The organism is Polaromonas eurypsychrophila (assembly GCF_014641715.1).
Taxonomy (GTDB): Bacteria; Pseudomonadota; Gammaproteobacteria; order Burkholderiales; family Burkholderiaceae_C; genus Polaromonas; species Polaromonas eurypsychrophila.
Map to the genome: position 1 here is coordinate 66,105 of NZ_BMIG01000005.1, position 18,048 is coordinate 84,152.

At 59.4% G+C, this 18,048-nt stretch carries 19 protein-coding genes and 1 pseudogene; 5 read left to right on the forward strand and 15 right to left on the reverse strand.

The window, feature by feature from the left end; translation table 11 throughout:
• Nucleotides 1-39: 39 nt before the first annotated feature.
• From IEX16_RS08585 to IEX16_RS08610, 6 genes and pseudogenes are all read right to left on the reverse strand, one after another.
• Nucleotides 40-690: a methyltransferase family protein gene (locus IEX16_RS08585; RefSeq protein WP_188707939.1), complete on the reverse strand. Its 651-nt coding sequence runs from the start codon at nucleotides 688-690 to the stop codon at nucleotides 40-42.
• Complete coding sequence (locus IEX16_RS08590; RefSeq protein WP_188707940.1) at nucleotides 687-971, reverse strand: DUF2933 domain-containing protein; 285 nt, start codon at nucleotides 969-971, stop codon at nucleotides 687-689. Before IEX16_RS08590 ends, IEX16_RS08585 begins: the two co-directional genes overlap by 4 nt.
• 49 nt (nucleotides 972-1,020) lie before the next feature.
• Nucleotides 1,021-2,667, reverse strand: a complete 1,647-nt coding sequence (locus IEX16_RS08595; RefSeq protein WP_188707941.1) for a multicopper oxidase family protein — start codon at nucleotides 2,665-2,667, stop codon at nucleotides 1,021-1,023.
• A 10-nt stretch (nucleotides 2,668-2,677) separates the two neighbouring features.
• Nucleotides 2,678-3,091 (reverse strand): hypothetical protein, encoded by a 414-nt coding sequence (locus IEX16_RS08600; protein WP_188707942.1) that lies wholly within the window; start codon nucleotides 3,089-3,091, stop codon nucleotides 2,678-2,680.
• 160 nt (nucleotides 3,092-3,251) lie between these two features.
• Complete coding sequence (locus tag IEX16_RS08605) at nucleotides 3,252-3,719, reverse strand: hypothetical protein (protein ID WP_188707943.1); 468 nt, start codon at nucleotides 3,717-3,719, stop codon at nucleotides 3,252-3,254.
• A gap of 176 nt (nucleotides 3,720-3,895) precedes the next feature.
• Nucleotides 3,896-4,700 (reverse strand): annotated as a pseudogene (locus IEX16_RS08610) (YoaK family protein).
• 109 nt (nucleotides 4,701-4,809) lie between these two features.
• Between IEX16_RS08610 and IEX16_RS08615 the strand changes: the two are divergent.
• Genes IEX16_RS08615 through IEX16_RS08625 form a run of 3 tightly spaced genes read left to right on the forward strand, consistent with a single transcriptional unit; the run spans nucleotide 4,810 to nucleotide 6,763 of the window.
• Nucleotides 4,810-5,736 (forward strand): J domain-containing protein, encoded by a 927-nt coding sequence (locus IEX16_RS08615; protein WP_188707944.1) that lies wholly within the window; start codon nucleotides 4,810-4,812, stop codon nucleotides 5,734-5,736.
• The gene (locus IEX16_RS08620; RefSeq protein WP_188707945.1) at nucleotides 5,717-6,052 is read left to right on the forward strand and encodes a chaperone modulator CbpM; all 336 of its coding nucleotides are present in this window, start codon (nucleotides 5,717-5,719) and stop codon (nucleotides 6,050-6,052) included. Before IEX16_RS08615 ends, IEX16_RS08620 begins: the two co-directional genes overlap by 20 nt.
• Before the next feature lie 9 nt (nucleotides 6,053-6,061).
• Entirely contained in the window at nucleotides 6,062-6,763 is a 702-nt protein-coding gene (locus tag IEX16_RS08625; protein ID WP_188707946.1) for a VIT1/CCC1 transporter family protein, read from the forward strand.
• 39 nt (nucleotides 6,764-6,802) lie between these two features.
• Here IEX16_RS08625 and IEX16_RS08630 read toward each other — a convergent pair whose 3' ends face one another.
• From IEX16_RS08630 to IEX16_RS08660, 7 genes are all read right to left on the reverse strand, one after another.
• Entirely contained in the window at nucleotides 6,803-7,396 is a 594-nt protein-coding gene (locus IEX16_RS08630) for an NAD(P)H-dependent oxidoreductase (RefSeq protein WP_188707947.1), read from the reverse strand.
• A complete protein-coding gene (locus IEX16_RS08635; RefSeq protein ID WP_229676259.1) occupies nucleotides 7,393-7,707 on the reverse strand; it encodes a cytochrome C in 315 nt (104 codons plus the stop codon). The genes IEX16_RS08630 and IEX16_RS08635 overlap by 4 nt, the downstream gene beginning before the upstream one ends.
• 39 nt (nucleotides 7,708-7,746) lie before the next feature.
• A complete protein-coding gene (locus tag IEX16_RS08640) occupies nucleotides 7,747-7,941 on the reverse strand; it encodes a YgaP family membrane protein (RefSeq protein WP_188707948.1) in 195 nt (64 codons plus the stop codon).
• Nucleotides 7,942-8,027: 86 nt separating this feature from the next.
• Nucleotides 8,028-9,554 carry an SLC13 family permease gene (locus IEX16_RS08645; RefSeq protein WP_188707949.1) on the reverse strand — a complete coding sequence of 509 codons (1,527 nt, stop codon included), beginning with the start codon at nucleotides 9,552-9,554 and terminating at the stop codon, nucleotides 8,028-8,030.
• Between the two features lie 16 nt (nucleotides 9,555-9,570).
• Nucleotides 9,571-12,408 (reverse strand): cation-translocating P-type ATPase, encoded by a 2,838-nt coding sequence (locus IEX16_RS08650; protein WP_188707950.1) that lies wholly within the window; start codon nucleotides 12,406-12,408, stop codon nucleotides 9,571-9,573.
• Between the two features lie 9 nt (nucleotides 12,409-12,417).
• The gene (locus tag IEX16_RS08655; protein WP_188707951.1) at nucleotides 12,418-13,455 is read right to left on the reverse strand and encodes a zinc-dependent alcohol dehydrogenase family protein; all 1,038 of its coding nucleotides are present in this window, start codon (nucleotides 13,453-13,455) and stop codon (nucleotides 12,418-12,420) included.
• A gap of 241 nt (nucleotides 13,456-13,696) precedes the next feature.
• Nucleotides 13,697-14,080 carry a TraR/DksA family transcriptional regulator gene (locus IEX16_RS08660; RefSeq protein WP_188707952.1) on the reverse strand — a complete coding sequence of 128 codons (384 nt, stop codon included), beginning with the start codon at nucleotides 14,078-14,080 and terminating at the stop codon, nucleotides 13,697-13,699.
• A 177-nt stretch (nucleotides 14,081-14,257) separates the two neighbouring features.
• On the opposite strand from IEX16_RS08660, the gene IEX16_RS08665 reads away from it, so the two are divergent.
• Complete coding sequence (locus IEX16_RS08665; RefSeq protein ID WP_188707953.1) at nucleotides 14,258-15,448, forward strand: PAS domain-containing sensor histidine kinase; 1,191 nt, start codon at nucleotides 14,258-14,260, stop codon at nucleotides 15,446-15,448.
• Nucleotides 15,449-15,609: 161 nt separating this feature from the next.
• Here IEX16_RS08665 and IEX16_RS08670 read toward each other — a convergent pair whose 3' ends face one another.
• Nucleotides 15,610-16,890 carry an APC family permease gene (locus tag IEX16_RS08670; protein WP_188707954.1) on the reverse strand — a complete coding sequence of 427 codons (1,281 nt, stop codon included), beginning with the start codon at nucleotides 16,888-16,890 and terminating at the stop codon, nucleotides 15,610-15,612.
• A 285-nt stretch (nucleotides 16,891-17,175) separates the two neighbouring features.
• Between IEX16_RS08670 and IEX16_RS08675 the strand changes: the two genes are divergently transcribed.
• Nucleotides 17,176-17,823: a phosphatase PAP2 family protein gene (locus IEX16_RS08675; protein ID WP_188707955.1), complete on the forward strand. Its 648-nt coding sequence runs from the start codon at nucleotides 17,176-17,178 to the stop codon at nucleotides 17,821-17,823.
• Here the strand turns inward: IEX16_RS08675 and IEX16_RS08680 are convergent.
• Entirely contained in the window at nucleotides 17,808-17,999 is a 192-nt protein-coding gene (locus IEX16_RS08680; RefSeq protein ID WP_188707956.1) for a heavy-metal-associated domain-containing protein, read from the reverse strand. The genes IEX16_RS08675 and IEX16_RS08680 overlap by 16 nt on opposite strands.
• Nucleotides 18,000-18,048 lie beyond the last annotated feature (49 nt).

Genomic DNA, 18,048 nt, shown 5'->3' on the forward strand with positions numbered 1-18,048 from the left:
TGAGACCTCAACGGGTATGAACAATGAGTTCGATGGTTTTCAGGCGGCTGAAGCCTCCTGTTTGAACGATGGAAAGAAGCGCGGCGTACGCGCGGTATAGGCTTCAAACTCGACTCCAAACTGTTCGCGCATCTGCTTTTCTTCTGTGATCGCAAGCCGCCCATACATCACCAGCAAGATTGGAAACATCAGCAAGGTAAGCAGCGTCGGCCATTGCAACAAAAAGCCCAGCAGAATGAGCACGAAGGCCACGTACTGCGGATGGCGGATGTGCGCATAAGTCCCGCTCGTAGCCAGGGTGCCCTTAAGCTGCGCGTGGTAGAGCACATTCCACGCGCTCGACAACAGATAAAAGCCAAATCCGAGAAAGGCATAACTGGCGATGTGCAGCGGACTGAAGTGAGGGTCTCCCTTCTCGCCAAGAAGCGTTGACCACAAGTGACCAGAGTTGTGAGACAGCAAGTCAAGGCCCGGGAATTTGGTCTGCAACCAACCCGACATCAGGTAGATGCTCAGGGGGAAGCCATACATTTCGACGAAGAGCGCAACGATAAATCCGGCGAACGCCCCGAAGGTGCGCCAGTCGCGCGCGGTGTGCGGCTTGAAGAAGCTGAAGGCGAACATCAGGAAAATGGCTGAATTGAACAAGACCAGCAGCCACAATCCGTAGGCGGGCGCATCGTGGTTCATAACTGTTCTCCGGTGCCAGGTGTCCGCGGTTCCACCGACGTATTCGAGCCTTGCTCGCCACGGTGTTTGCCATGGCCGCGATGCATGAAGACATGCATCAGCGGGCAGGCCAGCAACAGCAGGAACGGCAGCGCGCCGAAGAAGTGGGCACGGTGCTCCGTCAGCAAAAAGTACGCGGCAACGGCACCGAACACGAGCAGACCGATTCCGTATCTTGAACGCCAGAACGGCGGTGAAATCATCTGACCGGGTTGTTGCCCATGACTGCTTTCGTGTTCCATCTGAATCTCCAGAGGTTGAACTGCCTACACTGGCCTCTTTGATCGGCTTTTACGCTTGCACCCGGAAGTTGATCATCATTCCGGCGTCTTCATGTTCCAGGTTGTGGCAATGAAACACATAGGTCTGGTCGCCGGAGAAATCGTGGGTGAAATCGATTGCAATGCGTACTGACTCGCCAGGCCAGACCAGCACGGTGTCTTTCCAGCCGAGGTCGCTCACGGTGCGGCCCTGGCCGAACCGCGCCGTGGCCGCGACCTGGGGTGGGCTGCCAATGCGTTCGAGCACCTGGAACGAGAAACCGTGGATGTGCATCGGGTGCGGCATGCCCAGCGTCGGGTTGCTGATGTTCCAGATTTCCACCGCGCTGCGTTTGACGTCGAACGCGATCTCGTCCATGCGGAAGGTGTACCCGTTGATCAGAAAACGCATTTGCCCCATCGACAGTTCGATCTTGCGCTGCGCGGCGCCCCCAGTGGGAATCGGCTTGACCTGGGACAGCGTGGTCGGCAGTTTGGCGACGATGCGCTCACCAGCCGTGACCGACAGTTTCAAGATGTTGAACTCCAGGCCCAGCGGTAGCCGCGATGAGGACATGCTGGCCATCATCCGTCCCATGCCCATGCCGCCCATGCCCGGCATGCCTGCTGAAGAGCCTTCGTTCTCCATCGGATCGAACGCCAGGCTTTTCAGGAAGATGTCCTCACCGGGCTGCGCCTGGCCCGCGTCAAACAGCACATCAAGGCGCTCACCAGGCGCAAGAAAGGCCTCGCCCACCGTTTCCGGCCGCTCAATCAGGCCGCCATCGGTGCCGATGACGGTAAAGTTCAGCGCCGTCTTGCCCTTGACAAAAGCAAGCCGGTAAATGCGCGCATTCGACCCGTTGAGCAGCCGCAGGCGGTAGGTGCGCGGCGTGACGGTATGGACCGCATTGGGCGTCAGGTTGGCCAGCAAAGTGTCGCCGAGCCAGCCCATCATGGCTTCGTGGGCATCAGGCTTGTACAACAGCTTGCCCTGCGCATCGAACTGCTTATCCTGGATGACCAGTGGCAAGTCGGTGACGCCCAGCTGCAAATCAAGTGCCTTGTTGACTCTGCGCTGATCGTCGTCATCCACCAGGAAGAAGCTCGCCAGACCGTGGTAGGCCTGTTCGGCGGTCAACTCGTGTGCATGTGTGTGGTACCAGTAGGTGCCGCCGCGGTTGCTCACCTTGAAGTCATAGTCGTAGCGGCCACCTGGCGCGATGGTGCTGGCCGGGTGGCCGTCCATGGCGGCGGGCACATGCAGGCCGTGCCAGTGAATGATGGTTGCTTCCGCCAGTCCGTTGTCCAGGCTGGCCGTGAAGCGCATGCCGCTCTCGATGCGCAGAATCGGATTCTGGTAGGCCTTGCCCGCCTGTTCGGTCAGGTACAGCAGGAACGGTGATTCGCGCCCTGGCAAAAAAGCAAAGCGGGCCGGAGTGGCGCGAATTTTCAAGGGCCCGGCGACATCCAAGACGCCGAACGGCCCGTCGCCTACCGGGATGAAAAGCTTTTGCTGAAAATTCTCTACCGCCACCGGATCGAACGGGTAGTGCCGGAAGGGTCCACCCGCCACCAGGTTGGAGCGTGGCGGGCCGTAATACATCCATGCGGCGCCGCCGACAGCGGCCCCCGCCGCCACGCCGGCAAACAGGAGCAGCTGTCTTCTTTGCAACATGCGCTTCCCCTTACCGCGCAGGCGCAGCGGGCATGCGTTCCATCATCATTTTCATCATGGTCTGCATCATCGCCATGCGCTTTTCCATCATGGAATGGTGCGCGCCCATGCTGCCCGACATGCCTTGCATGCCAGCCATGCCGGGGCTCGCCATGCTCTCCATCATCTTCATGCCGTCCTGCATGGACTTCATGTGTTCGGCCATCAGCTTGCTGCGCTCTTCCGGGGTTTTGGCGCTCATCATTTTTTCGTGAATGGCCTGCATGGCTTTTGTCTGCGTGTCCATGTGTGCCATGTGGTCAGGCTGGGCCGCGCGGGGCCCAGCGGCCATGGCCATTGGCATTGACGGAGTTGTGTTACAGGCAACCAGGGTGCTGGCAGCGGTGAAGACAAGGGCGAGTGGGAAAAATCGAAAAGCGGTCATGAAAAACTCCTGATTGGTTAAAAGACAGTGAATGGTGCGCACCCGGAAACAGGTAGCCCGATGTATCGCATCCGAATATCGGATCGCGTCGGTTAAAACCTGTTGATAAACCGCGCGCCGACCAAGGAGCGCGAAGCTCCAGATCAGGCCTGAGAAAAGGCTACAAGGCCCACCGCGAATGGCGGATTTGCAAAGAGGGCCCTGCTATGAGAAGCGGCAGGTCCTCTCTTGGGGGAAGGGCAAGCAACACGGGCGTTGCGACATCCCAGAGTGTGGCGACAACAAACGCTGGTCCGGGATAGGTCAGGTCCGATTCCGCGCTCTTCTTTTGTAAAGCCTGCGACCCGTCATCGCAGACCTTCAGGCACTGCGATCTGGATGTGTCTGCCTCTTGGCCATGGTAGGTTGCCACTGCAGGTTGAGCGTGCAGAACAGTTGGTGCATGCGCTTTGTCAATAGTTTCGGCAACGACCCCATGAGAGGTAGATTCCTGCGCATCCAGCAAGCAGGCATTTGCAACCCCGGAGGCAGCGGCCAGCAACCACAATGCAAGCATGACAGATGTGGTCTTGCGTTTGAGGTGATTGTTGGAGAAAAACTTCATATCTGATTTCGATTTCTGCTTCATTCATGCTAAGCCACTCCCCCGCAGAACTTATTGATCTGTATCAAGTCGAGGCGCGATACGCATTTGGCGAAAGTTTACGCAGATCATTTTGAAGATGCGATAGGAGACTTTGCGCCGGGGCTGGGGGTACGTCTGTGCGTTGCAACACATCAAAACCGAATAAAGCCGATGCCCGTTCAGTTAACGCCCTTGCTGGGGTCCACCAGCAGCCGGCAGTGCCTGCCTTGTTGCCCTGCGGCTAGCTTCAACAAAAGCTTGGCATTGGCAACCAAATGTAATGCCGAGATCGCAACAAGCACTGCAACAATCGGCAGAACGGCCGCGTATCCAATAGCCTTGAAGGCGGCTGCTCCGCCAATGCCCCCCGCCAGAAAAAAGCCGAGGATAGCGGCGAGCATGACGAGCCGATCACGGTCTGCTTTGACCGGGCTTCCAGAATCTTTGCCCCTGTTCCAGTAGCCAGGCGGCCCAGTTCGATACCCAAATCGGTGATGACGCCCGTCATGTGCGTGGTCCGGATCTCGACTATTTAAATTTTGGTAACAATGGCATTCTGTAGTCCCATAATGAAACACAGCAAGAGCACGGTGGTGGGAACGAAGAGTTCGACAAGTATGTTGAGATTGGCGCCCAGCAATCCAAAAATCAGGAGCAAGGCCACCTCGATGATGACCGGAAAGGCAAACTCGCCCTGCATTACTCGCCGCCGCGCCCAATTGATGAGCACGGCGGTAGTAGCGGCTCCAACAAGAAACGCGAACAGGAATGCATACCTGCTAAAACCAGCCCTGCTCGGCCCAGCACCAGGTCGTTGGCAATTGCGGAGACAACGCCTGTCATGTGCGATGTGTATCGCTGTACCGCAAGAAACCCACCGGCGTTGATGGCTCCGGCAACGAAAGCCAGCAGGCAGCCCAATTGCCGGTTGGCCTTGTTGGTCCGCTGTCTTGCAGCCAGCATCTTCAGGAATGCCATGACCATAAGAGCGATGGTGGGCCTTTCCGCAACGCGAAAAAAAAGTACGCTTGCGGCCTACCGCACAGACCGAGATGCCTCAAGTGGCGCACACTCGGAGTACTGCTACTGAACTATGAAATATAAAGACTACTACCTGACCTTGGGCGTGCCCCGCGATGCCAACTTGGATCAAATTAAAAAAGCCTATCGCAAACTCGCTCGTCAACATCACCCGGACCTCTCGAAAGCGTCCGACGCCGAAGCACACTTTAAGGAAGCTGCGGAAGCTTATTCCACGCTAAAAGATCCTGAGAAGCGGGCTGCCTACGATGAGCTCGGCCGGCGACCACCGGGCGAGGAGTTTGCACCTCCTCCGCAATGGCGCGATACACACGCATCGGGCGGTCAGTCGTTCGACGAGATGGATCTGGCCGATATACTGGCCGCGCTGAACCGTGGGCAGCGCGGCGCTCAACACGGGTCTCAACCCCTGGCCGGGCGTGACTACGACACCACTACACGCATCAGTCTGGAGGAAGCGCACCGAGGCACAGTACTTAGCTTGTACCTAGGCGAAGGCCCTGATCAGATCGTCTTGGAGGTGACGATTCCCCCAGGTGTGCGGGAAGGTCAGAAACTGCGGCTGCGTGGCAAGGGCGGCAAAGGCCGCAACGGCGGCGCCGATGGAGACATTTACCTACACATAACGTTGGCACCGCATCCGGTGTTTCGCGCCGATGATCACGACCTGTATTTCGACCTGTTGCTAGCCCCCTGGGAAGCAGCATTGGGTGCCGATGTCGAAGTGCCGACACTAGACGGTCCCCTGCTATTGACTGTTCCGCCCGGAACCCGCTCGGCCCGCAAGCTGCGGGTACGCGGACGAGGTATGTCCAAAGGCCACAGCGTTAGAGGCGACTTATACGCTGTGGTGCAAATTGACGTTCCCGCGACGCTCTCAGAGCGTGAGCGGGAACTATTTTCGGAACTGGCGCGTTCTTCGCGCTTCAACCCACGGGCCATCACCAAGGAGAGTGTGCATGAAACCCCAGCAAGCTGAGTGGATGTGGCTCGACGAGCGCGAAACGGTTAGTCTGACTGAGTTGTGTAGCGTGTGCGAAATAAGCGCGACCGAGCTGAATGAACTGATTGAATACGGCGCACTGGTGCCGTTGGAAGCTGATCGACCGGCCCAAATTTTCAGCGCGCATAGCATTACGCAGTTGCGCACAGCGGTCAAGCTGCGCGCCGACTTCGATCTGGACCTGTTCGCAGTGGCCATGCTGCTGGGCTACCTCAATCGCATCGAAGCACTGGAGCGGCAGGTGAGATCTTTGCAATCACATTTACCCTCACAGGCAATGCCAGGTAAATAGGAAAACTGCATGACACGCACGACTCACCCTGAGCGCCATCGGAGCCACCGCATCGGATGGCTGCGCGCCGCCGTGCTAGGCGCCAACGACGGTATCGTTTCAACTGCCAGTCTGCTGGTCGGCGTTGCGGCCGCCAGTGCCGACCAAAGCAGTATTCTCGTGGCCGGTGTCGCGGCTTTGGTGGCAGGTTCTATGTCGATGGCGGCGGGTGAGTACGTCTCGGTGTACTCGCAGGCCGATACCGAAAAGGCCGACCTAGCACGCGAGCGCGCTGAGCTTCTAGCCGATCCTGAAGCTGAGCGAAGAGAGCTGACAGCCATTTATGTTGCCCGAGGGCTTGCACCTCAACTGGCGCAACAGGTCGCAGAGCAGTTGACGCTGCATGACGCCATCGGCGCTCATGCGCGCGATGAACTTGGCATCTCCGAGACCCTCAGCGCGCGGCCGGTTCAGGCGGCATTCGCGTCAGCCACAAGCTTCGCGCTCGGAGCCGCACTTCCGTTGGCGGTGGCCTGGCTTGTCCCCGGGCGGGGGCTGCTATTTTGGGTATCTGGAATGTCACTCGTATTCCTTGCATTGCTAGGCATAGCCGCTGCCCGAGCAGGCGGGGCTAACGTTCTGGCTGGCGCTTGGCGCGTCACCTTCTGGGGCGTGCTTGCGATGGCGGTCACTGCCGGCGTGGGATCGCTATTCGGTGCGGCTGTGGCCTGACAGGGCGACCACATTGCATTTACTCATTTCGCCCCCTCGTCACTGCGCCCCACGCCCAAGACGCGTCAATTTCTCTAGCCAGCGTTCAGCGTCTTCGGTTTTCATATTCGCCGTCATTCCAATCAAGGTCTCATGCACGGGGCCTATGCCGACGAAACCGAGTATGTTGCGCTCCAAAGACTTGATGCTGTGAGCGCGAAAATACCACTTGTAGACAATCACTGGCATGCCCATGGTCACAACGACACGCGCAGAGCGCCCTGTCAGGCCTTTCTTTCCAAAGGGATTGCCGCCGACCTCTCGCGTGAACGCGAAGCCGGGGCGAGCCACTTGCTCCAGAAAACCTTTTAGTAATGCTGGCATGTCGCCTAACCACAAGGGAAAGAACAGCACAAGGTGTTCGGCCCAGCGGATGTCATCTTGTGCTTGCTGAAGGCCTGCCGGCAGTGCTCCCGTCTCCCAAGCCTTCTGGCTTGCAAGCAACGGAAAGTTAAGCACGGCCACATCAACTTTGCGCACAACGTGGCCGGCTGCTTCTGCTCCCACAGGGTAAGAGGAGGCAAGCGCATGGCACAAATGCGGCTCACTCGCGTCGGGGTGCCCCTGAATAAGGAGAACACGTTTGCCATTCATTTGCTGGAACTCACGCGGCCATCTGATTGGGAGTATCGGTAGATGGCGTCATTGAGGTAGCGCGTGACCTCGACAATGTCAGCGTCATCCCACTGCAAACCAGCAGTACCCTGCCAGCGACTTACTTGAAGCTTGAGACTGTCCCAGTCATAGGCGAGCTTGCCGTTACGCCAATGCATTTGTGTGGTGTGGCAGGTGACGCAATGGGTCGTGTACAGCAGCTGTCCCCGCGTTGCCACGGGCACCTGCTGCGCGTACGACATGGCGCCGGCACCCGCCAAGGCCATGAACAACATGATTTTTCGGGTCACTATGGAAATGCGAGTTTCTTGGTACGACACATGGCTGCATCAGCCCTGGCGCGCGGGACAGGTGTTAATGCCCAACAAGCTGTAGATAGGGCACAGGCCGACCGCACCGGTCACCAAGGGGATCAAGCCGACATAGCCCCACAACCCGATCGTCCCGGAGATCGACAAGCCGATCAGAATCAGGCCTGCAGTGACGCGCAGACCACGGTCAAATACACCTTCGTTAATTTTCATGATGATTTCCTTCTGGATTGACTCACACGGTGATGCACAGCTTCAGGTTAAGCAATTCGTCACGCACCTCATTGAGCTGGATCAACTCAAACTGTCTTGGTCAGGTAGCCCATCCACGACCAGTAAGTCAGCGCAAAGATGACCAGCAGCGCAAAAGCCGCCAGGGTGATCACCAGCCCGGTACGAATGAAATCCGGCGCATCAAACGTATCCGTGCCGTAGGCGATCATGTTTTGCGGCGCGTTGACCGGCAGAATGAAACCAAAGCTCACCACAAACTGCAAAAGCATGGTCATGCCGATCACATTGATGCCTGGGGTCTGCACAGCCATCAGAACACTGATGATGATCGGGATCATGGTGGAGGCAAGCGCCGTCGCGCTGGCGAAGCCCAGGTGAATAACAATCAGAAAAAGCGACAGCAGCATCAGGATGGCGAAGGCGCTGGCCTGCTGCAGCCCCAGGTTCTGCACGATCAGGTTGGCCAGCCAACCAGCCGCGTTGGTTTTAAGCAGCGCGGTCCCGATGCTTATACCAACGGCGAAAAGAACTACGGTACCCCACGGAAACCCCCTTTGGGACTCGCTCCAGTTCATCACCCCCAGGCGGGGTAACAACATGAGGGAAATTGCGGCAATGGTGGTCGACGAGGTGTCGAAGTTATGCAGCACCTTCTCGGTGGCCCAGAAACCGAGCAGCACCAGTACGATAGTCAGAAGTTTCCATTCTTTCGAAGTCATCTTCCCAAGCGAATCGAGTTGACTGCGTATCGTCGCCCGGCCACCCTCGATCTCTGCCATCTCAGGTTTCATCATGCGCGTCATGATGAAGTACACCGCAACACTCATGAGAGCCGAAAACGGAGCACCGGCGACGAACCACTCCGCCCAGGTGATCGTGGTTTGGAACTGCTTCTCTATAAATCCTATTGCGACCATGTTTTGCGCCGCAGCAGTTTTGATGCCAACATTCCAGACGCTGGCAGTCTGTGCGGCGGTGATCACCAGCAAACCGGCAAAGCGGCTGCGCTTGTCCACCTTGAAAGCCAGGATGAAGCCCATCATGATGGGTACCAGGCAGGCGACGCGCGCTGTTGTACTGGGCACGATGAAGGACAACAGAAAACCGACGACCATGGCCCCGACGACGATGTGGTTAGTCTTGGCATCGACTTTTGACAAGACCAGAAGTGCGATGCGTCTGTCCAGGCCGGTGGCAGTCATTGCGGCAGCGATGAAGCAGGCAGCGGCTACCAACGCAACTGCGCTGTTGGAGAAACCCGAGAGCGCCAGCGCCAGCGCCGCCCCGGTGCCCATGTCGGCGCCGGTGGGTTTAGCCGCATCGGGGACGTAGGCGAGCAAAAACACCATCAGTGCGCCTATCACCACCGCGCTCACGGCGTAGTCCAGCGCTTCTGTCATCCATACGATGACGGCAAAGGCAAGAATGGCCAACATCACCTGTCCAGCCAGCGGCAAGCCTTGCGCTGCCGGCATCCACAAAACAGCGACCAAGGCGGCCATCGCAGCAAGAAGCCCAAGCTTCGCGACGACAGTCCCGCCGGCTACGGCTGGCTTGGCCTGGACGACATTAGCGCTTGATGGGGAGGTCATGAGGGGCTTTCGTTGGTTACCTGGGGCTGAGTGGAGCTCGTGCCGGCCCGCCGTGATCTGCATCTGATTGGTGGCGGGCACGGCCCACGAGCTTGCGCAGTTCGCTGAACCACAGCACAACACTGCCCATGGCCGCGCAGACGCCCCACTGAGCGAGCGTCAATGGCGCGGTGCCGAACGCGAGGTTCAGAAAGTTGATATGAACCACAGCCACCTGCAACAAAGCCGACAGCGCGACCGCCGCCCAAAGCCAGGGGTTGACGAACAGCGATGCGAACGCACTGGCGGTTTCCGATCTGGCAGTGAAGCAGGTGAACAAGCTGGTGAAAACCAGCACTGTGAAGCCAGCGGTACGGGCCGTTGCAAGATCAAATGTGCCCTCAATCAACCCGCCGGGCAGGTACAAATCGATGGTCAGCAACGTCACCGCCGCAATCACCAAGCCGGTTTGAATGACGGTTGCCCACATGCGACGGTCAATCAGGCGTTCGTTGGCGTGGCGTGGCTTGCGGCCCATCAAGTCGTCGGTGGGTGGATCGATCCCCATCGCCAGCGCGGGGCCGGAGTCGGTGATGAGGTTGATCCATAGAAGCTGAGTCGCGAGCAGTGGCAACACCACGGCCTCGCCCCCACCCTGGAGCCCGATCACCCCCGCCCCCACCACCCCCAGGAAGACCGTCAGCACCTCGCCCATGTTGGAAGTCAAAAGGTACCGCAAGAATTTGCGGATGTTGTCCAGGATGGCGCGTCCCTCGCGCACCGCTTCAACGATGGTGGCAAAGTTATCGTCCGCCAAAATCATTCGGGCGGCCTGCTTGGTTACCTCGGTACCGGTCACGCCCATGGCAACGCCAATATCGGCTGTTTTTAGTGCCGGAGCGTCGTTGACCCCGTCGCCAGTCATGGCGACGACATGGCCCTCGGCCTGCAGCGCATTGACGATGCGCAGCTTGTGTTGGGGCGATACGCGCGCGAAGACTGACGTTGTGCGCACCGCATCGCGCAAGGCTGCGTCGTCGAGCGTATCCAACTCCAGTCCCGTCAGCGCCGCCTCACCGGCCTCCACTATGCCAAGGTCGGCAGCAATACGTGCCGCCGTGCGCGGGTGGTCTCCGGTGATCATGACGGTGCGGATGCCGGCGCGGCGGGCCTCGCGGATGGCAACCACCGCTTCTTCGCGTGGTGGGTCGATGATGCCCGCCGTGCCGGCGAAAATCAGGCCGTGCTCCAGCGCCTCGCCACCGTCCAGATCCTCGTTAGCAGCAAGCGGTCGGTAGGCCACGGCCAGGGTTCGTAGCGCTGCATCAGACAGTGCATCGACATCAGCCATCAGCCTGGCCCGCTGCGCGGGGTCCAGCTCCACCACTTCCATGCCCACTCGAACCCGAGTACACCTCTGAAGCAGCACGTCCGGCGCGCCCTTGGCGACCAGCACACGCTCACCCCCATGCTCATGGTCAATTGCGATGGCGGACATCATCTTTCGATCGGAGGTGAACGGGACCTCCCGGACGCGCTCGAATCGCTGCTCGCGCCGTTCATTCACGCCCAGCTTGCGCTCAGCCACCAGAAAGGCTGCCTCGGTGGGGTCGCCATGAATCTCCCAAACGCCACCCTGTTGGCGCAGGTCCGCGTTGCTGGCCAGGCTGCCGCCACTGAGCACCACGATTTGCTCCGCGTGCAGCGGCCCCACAGTCAGCGCCATGCCATCGCGCTCCACCTGTCCGTGCGGTTCGTAACCGACGCCGGTGACATGGGTGCCACCCGAAGCAGTCATCACCTGCTCGATGGTCATCTCCGCGCGGGTCAGGGTGCCCGTCTTGTCTGAGCAGATCACCGACGCGCTGCCCAAGGTCTCCACGGAGGACAGCTTCTTGACGATGGCGTTGTGCCGTGCCATCCGCTGCACACCCAGGGCCAGCACCACCGACAGGATCGCGGGCAGGCCTTCTGGCACTGCCGCCACTGCAAGGGCCACGCCGAGCAGCAACACCGCAATCACGTCGGCAGCATTGCGGATGTCGGAGATCATCAAAAGCGTTGCCACCACCACGGCGGCAATCACCAGCACCGCAATGCCCAGCATGCGTCCGACGCTGGCCACTTCGTTTTGCAGCGGTGTCGGCTTTTCAGGTGTGGCTTCAAGCAGGTGGGCGATCAGGCCGATCTGGGTCGCCATACCGGTTGCGGTGACCACGACGCGCGCGGTCCCCTGCGCGACGGCCGTTCCCATGAAGACCATGTTGAGCTGATCTCCAAGTGCCAGCGGCTTTGGTAACGTGGTCGGGTCCTTCGTTACAGCCTCGCTCTCGCCGGTGAGCGACGCTTCCTGCACGCGCAGGGTTGCGGTCTGAACCAAGCGGCCATCTGCCCCCACCGAGTCACCTTCGCCAAGAACAAGCAGGTCTCCCCGTACCAGTTCAGCACTGGGGACACGCAGCTCCCGGCCGTCACGCATGACTGCCGACGTGGCGGCAGTCATGCGGTCCAACGCGGCGACGGCGTCAACCGCCTTGACCTCCTGCACATAACCCAGCGCAGCGTTGATAAGGACAACGGCGGCGATAACGATGGCATCCACCGGCAAGCCGGCCGCGCCTTCGACCATCCAGGCGGCAAGTGCGATGACGATGGCAGCGAGCAGAAGGTAGACCAGGGGGTCCTGAAAGTGCGCCAGAACACGACGCCAGGCAGGTACCGGTGGGACTGCGCGCAACTCGTTCGCACCGTCTGCAGCCAGACGACGGGCCGCTTCGTGGGACGTGAGTCCGGCTTCAAGGTCTGCCCCGAAGTCCCTTGCCACTTCACTAGCATCCGTAATCGACGGATTGCCTTTGCGGTCTGGTGGCTCCATGATGCCGCCTCAGACCTCGATGATGACTTTCAGGGCCTTGGTTTCAGCCGCCCTGCTGAAGGTGTCGTAAGCCTGAAGAATTTCAGTCAACTTGAATCGGTGGGTGATCAGCTGCTTGGCATCGACACGCTTGGACTGCACCGTTTTGAGCAGCATGGGAACTGAAAACGTGTCGACCAGCCCGGTGGTGATCGTCACGTTATGCGACCAAAGGCGCTCCAGGTCCAAGTCGACCTTGCAGCCATGCACACCAACGTTTGCGATGGTTCCTCCCGCCGCGACGATGTCCTGGCACAGCTTGAAAGTCGCCGGAATGCCGACTGCCTCAATAGACGTGTCCACGCCGCGCCCGCCGGTTAGCTTCATGACTTGCGCGGCCGCATCGCCCTGAGCACTGTTAACGGTGGCGGTTGCGCCAAAGCGTTGGGCCACGGCAAGGCGGCTATCGTCCACATCCACCATGATAATTTCGGCCGGCGCAAAAAACTGGGCAGTGAGCAGAGAAGCCAGGCCGATCGGGCCGGAGCCGACGATGGCGACACTGGAGCCCGGCTTGACCTTGCCGTTGAGCACGCCACATTCGAAACCGGTCGGCAGGATGTCGCTCAGCATGACCAGCGCTTCTTCGTCAGCCCCGTCTGGAATGGGGTGCAGGCTGGACTCCGCATGGGGAATGCGGACGAACTCTGCCTGAGTGCCATCAATGGTGTGCCCCAGCATCCAACCGCCGGTGGTGCAGTGCGAATACATGCTCCTGCGGCAAAACTCGCAGCGACCGCAGGCGCTGATGCAAGAGATAAGAACCCGGTCGCCAGGTTTGAAAGTACTAACGCCGGGGCCCACGGTGTCCACAATGCCAACTCCCTCATGCCCCAGCACCGTGCCGGGCTTGCATGTCGCTACGTCGCCTTTGAGAATATGCAGATCGGTACCGCAGATCGTGGTTCTGGTGATGCGGATGATCGCGTCGGTGGGGGCTTGAATGAGCGGCTTGTCACGCTCCTCAAGAGTCTTGAGGCCGGGGCCGTGGTAGACGAGGGATTGCATGGCGACATTTCCTTTTGAGATTGCTCTCAACCGGATAGCGCTTTGCACACCTGATACTGCGCTGCAGACATTTGGTGCTTTAACTCAGCGCTTCTCCAGACTCAAGCCTGTTCGCCCCAGTATGAAATTTCGCCGACGGAGTAGTGTTGATGCAGATCAAGCCCGACGCAGAGCGCGGGAAACAGAATGTAAGGGCTGCTGCTGGGGCGCAACTGCGCTGAGCGGCTGACAGAGGAAACGTTCAGCGTCGGTTGGCGCTGTGTCCGTGTTCGCGAACGGCCTGGCAGGCGGTGCAGAAGGGGGTAGCAACCAAGGCCATCAGGCGGCCGAGATCAATCGTTTCGCCGCAGTCTGAGCAGTTCCCGTAACTGCGGTCAGCCAGGCGACGGCGCGCGGCCAACACATCGTCCAGCTCACTGGCGGCGTGTTCGGCGTTGACCTCGTCTACAGTGGCCAACGCGTGCGACGCCGCCACATCCTTGAAGTCAACCACCCCAAGCGGCCCGGCCTCGTTGGCTTCGTGCATCAGTTCATTGGTGAACTGAAGGACATAACGCAGCTCAGCTTCCCGCCGGGCGAGCCGCTTAATGAAGAAAGACTCCATGCCCGCGTTGTATATGTTCATGAGAAACCTCATTACTATTGCGCACCATTTTGTGCATGGCAGCCGTGAATGTTCTTGATCTGGCGCAAGAGCAGGCGCCGCTGACAGAAAGAAATGCTGAGACCGTTTGCAAGCTCGAAGCCCTGTTCCGTGTCGCCCAACGGGGTATACACTCAGAAACATGTCGAGCTGGCCGACATGAAGGCGATTCGTATGCTGACTGGTATTTCCGACTCAAAGGGTGAGCCGATACGCCCCGCGATCCCGGCAGGTCGGCTCTTCCACGGCTTCCTCAATGCGGCCCCCGACGCGGTCGTGATCGTCGACGGGGACGGAATGATCGTGCAGGTCAACAGCCAAACCGAGAAACTGTTCGGATACCCCCGCGAGGAGTTACTCGGTCGCCCCCTCGAAGTACTCATGCCAGAGCGTTTTCGCGGCACGCACGCTGGAAAGCGCCGGGCGTTCACCGCCGACCCGCAGCCGCGGTCGATGGGCCGCGGCCTCGACCTGTTCGGCTTGCGCAAGGACGGGCGCGAGTTTCCAATCGATGTCTCCCTCAGCCCCCTGCCGCCCGAAGCAGGCATCCTGATCGCCAGCACGATTCGCGACATGTCCGCGCAGCGCTGTCTGGAGAACGAATTGCGAGAGCGGACCCTTGAGTTGGAAGAAGCTGATCGGCAAAAGGACCAATTTCTGGCCGTGGTCGCGCATGAGTTCCGCAGCCCACTGGCAGTCCTCACCAACCTGGCGCACATCCTGCGCTCCCCTCAGGCCGACGCGGCCGCCCAACAGCGGGCCGTCGATGCGCTGGGTCGTCAGACCACGCACATGGTCCGCTTGGTTGAAGACCTTCTCGACGTATCACGCGTCCGTCGTGGCGACGTCTCGCTTCGCAGGGAGTCTGTTGACTTGTGGACCGTATTTTCAAAAGCCATCGAAATGGGCCTGACGCTCATCGAATCCCGAAAGCACCATCTGGAGGTGGCGCAGTTTCCCGAACCGTTGTGGGTAAGCGGCGACCCTACCCGGCTGATTCAAGTCGTCTCCAACCTGCTGACGAACGCAGCCAAGTACACGCCGGAGGGGGGAATTATCTGGCTTTCGGCAGCCAGAGAGGACGGTGCGGTTGCAATCTGCATCCGAGACAACGGCGTGGGCATCCCAAGGGAAATGCTGTCTCGCGTGTTCGACTTGTTTACCCAAGTCGGGTCTGGGGGAGGCAGCAGAGCCGGAGGACTAGGGATCGGACTAACCCTCGTGCGGCGGCTGGTCGAACTACACGGAGGCACCGTGCAAGTGGCAAGCGAAGGCCTGGGCCACGGGAGTGAGTTTGTCGTGCGTCTGCCTTCGCTGCTGGCCCAACCCATTGCCCCTCCAATGGCTTGAGAGCAAAACCACCTGAGGGGTTGATCCGCCGGGTTCTGAGATCGATGGTGAGCTGCCCACCCGGCAATCCCTTTTTTCCTCGCGCAATGCGCCCGCTTGCGCAGTTTGCTGAATGAGCACAACGCAGGCCATGACGGAGCGGGTTTCAATCGATCATTTCTTTAACTTCTCAAACGACGAACCCCGTACACCACCACACCAAAAAGCACAGCGCCGCCTGTCACGGCATAAACAATCGGCTCAAACTGGGTCATTAGCGCCAGGCAAATGACAATCCCCAGTGGGGGCAACAGTGGCAGGCGACCCATGTGCAGCGGCCCGCGGAAAGGCCGTTCCCGGTCGGGCTCTTTGAAACGCAACACAATCACCGCCGAGTGCACCCCCACGAAGACCAGCAAAATACCAAGCGCCGAGATACTGGCGATGATTTTTACCTCGCCCAGTAGTAACAGAACACCGGCTGCGGAATACAGAACCAGAGCGGCCACCCAGGGTGTCTTGCGCTGACTCAATGTCTTTGCCAGGGCCGCCGGCATATCGCCGTCGCGCGCCATGCCAAACAGCAGGCGGCTGATGCTCACCAGCGATATAAGCGCCGTGCTGGCCGTGGCAAACATGGCCGTGACTGCAAGGGTCTGCCCCAGCCACGGTGCGACCGCTCGCCCCGCGGTGGTCAACGGGGAGTCGCTTTTTGCCAGTTCATCGGGACCCAGTACAGAGAAAACTGCCCATACCACCAGCATGTAGACCAGCGAGGTCACGGCCACGCTCCACAGCAGCGCGCGCGGCACATCGCGTCGCGGATTGATGGATTCCTCTGACAGATTGGCCACGTCTTCAAACCCGATGTAGACGAAGAACACCAGCGCTGTCGCGGCAAAGATACCGGGCGTATCGCCGAACGAGGGTAAGGTGATGGCGTCGGCCGCGTCCCCCTTGTACAAACCCATCACGATCAGCAGCAGCAAGCCGCCAACTTCAACGATGATCATGCCTATGCTCGCCCAGGTCGCTTGTCGCAACCCCGCGATGTTGAGAGTCGTGCAAATCGTCAGCAACGCAAAGGCCGTTAGCGGCGCCGGCACCTCAAGAAACACCCTAAGATAACCCGCAAAGGCCAATGACACGGTCGCCGACGTTGCAGCCGCATTGAGCGCAATCAAAAAACCCGCCAGAAACGAAACAAGGGGCGCTTTGGGGAAAGCGGCTTTCAGAAACTGGTATTCCGCGCCGGCCTTGGGAAGCATGGAAATCAACTCTGCATAGGAAAGCGCGGTAAGAAATGCTGCCGCTCCCGCAAACAGCATGCTTACCCACAGTGCGGTGCCTGCCAGGCCTGCCGCCGAGCCAATGATGGTGTAGATCCCGGCGCCAACGATGGTGCCCACCCCATAGAAGACAAGTTGCGTGAGGGAAAGCGTGGGCGCGAGTGCTTGGGTCATGTCGGCAAACATAGCCCAGTCAACAGGTGTCAGCAGTGATTGGCGATACTGTCCTACGGATCGCTGGAAAACTGTCACCGAACGTATCAGCCAGTGACCACAGGCTGCAGGTACATTCAGCAGACCGTGCTGCCTTGCCGCATGTACAAAGGACTCCCAGTGCGGCGACTGACCAAACGCATCTCTTTCCAACTTGAACGGCCAGGGGTCCTCGCCTTGCGGCACAGATACGCAACGCAGCTTTCTTTTCTCCAGGCTCGGCTGTCGCCGGGCAGCTATTTGGGCTTGCAACTCACCGTCGGTGTGGCGGTATTGATAGGCGCTAGCTGGCTTTTTGGCGGCATTGCCGAGGACGTTGTTACCGGAGACCCGCTGACGCTGATCGATGTGTGGCTGGCGCAATGGCTGCACGTCCGGGCAGACCCCACGCTGACCCGCTTCATGCTGGTCATTTCACACATGCATGACCCGTGGATGCTGAGCGTGGTGGTGATGTGCCTCTCGCTTTTCCTGCTGTACAGACGCAACTGGGTCTGGCTGTTAAGTGTGCTGCTTGCCGTCCCCGGCGGAATGCTGCTCAACATCCTGATGAAGCTGGCATTTCAGCGTGCACGCCCGACTTTCGACGACCCTGTTCTCACCCTGGTCACCTACAGCTTTCCCAGCGGCCACGCGGTCGGCGCAACCCTGTTCTACGGAGTAATTGCCGCCATGCTTGTGATACAGACCAGGAGTTGGGTACTGCGTTCAATCATTGTCCTGACCACCCTGCCCATGGTTGCGCTGGTTGCATTCAGCCGCGTATACCTGGGTGTGCACTACCTCAGTGACGTCCTGGGCGGGTTCGCAGTGGCTGTTGCCTGGCTGACCCTGTGCGTGGTGGGAATCCACACCTGGTTTCAGCATCGCCAGGCGCGTCAAACGGCGGGGTAGCCTGCGGTGGTTAAGGCCTCGGCAAAGGATGAGCGATCCGCGTCGGATTCGATCTTCACTTTCTTGGCACCCAGATCAATTTCGACCTTTGCATTGGGATCAATGAGCTTGACGGTTTGAGTGACCACGCCGACGCAGTGGCCGCAGCTCATGTCTTTAACTTCGAATTCAATCATTGTGTTCTCCTAAAAAGATGGAAGCCTGAAATTTAGACCTTGCCACTAT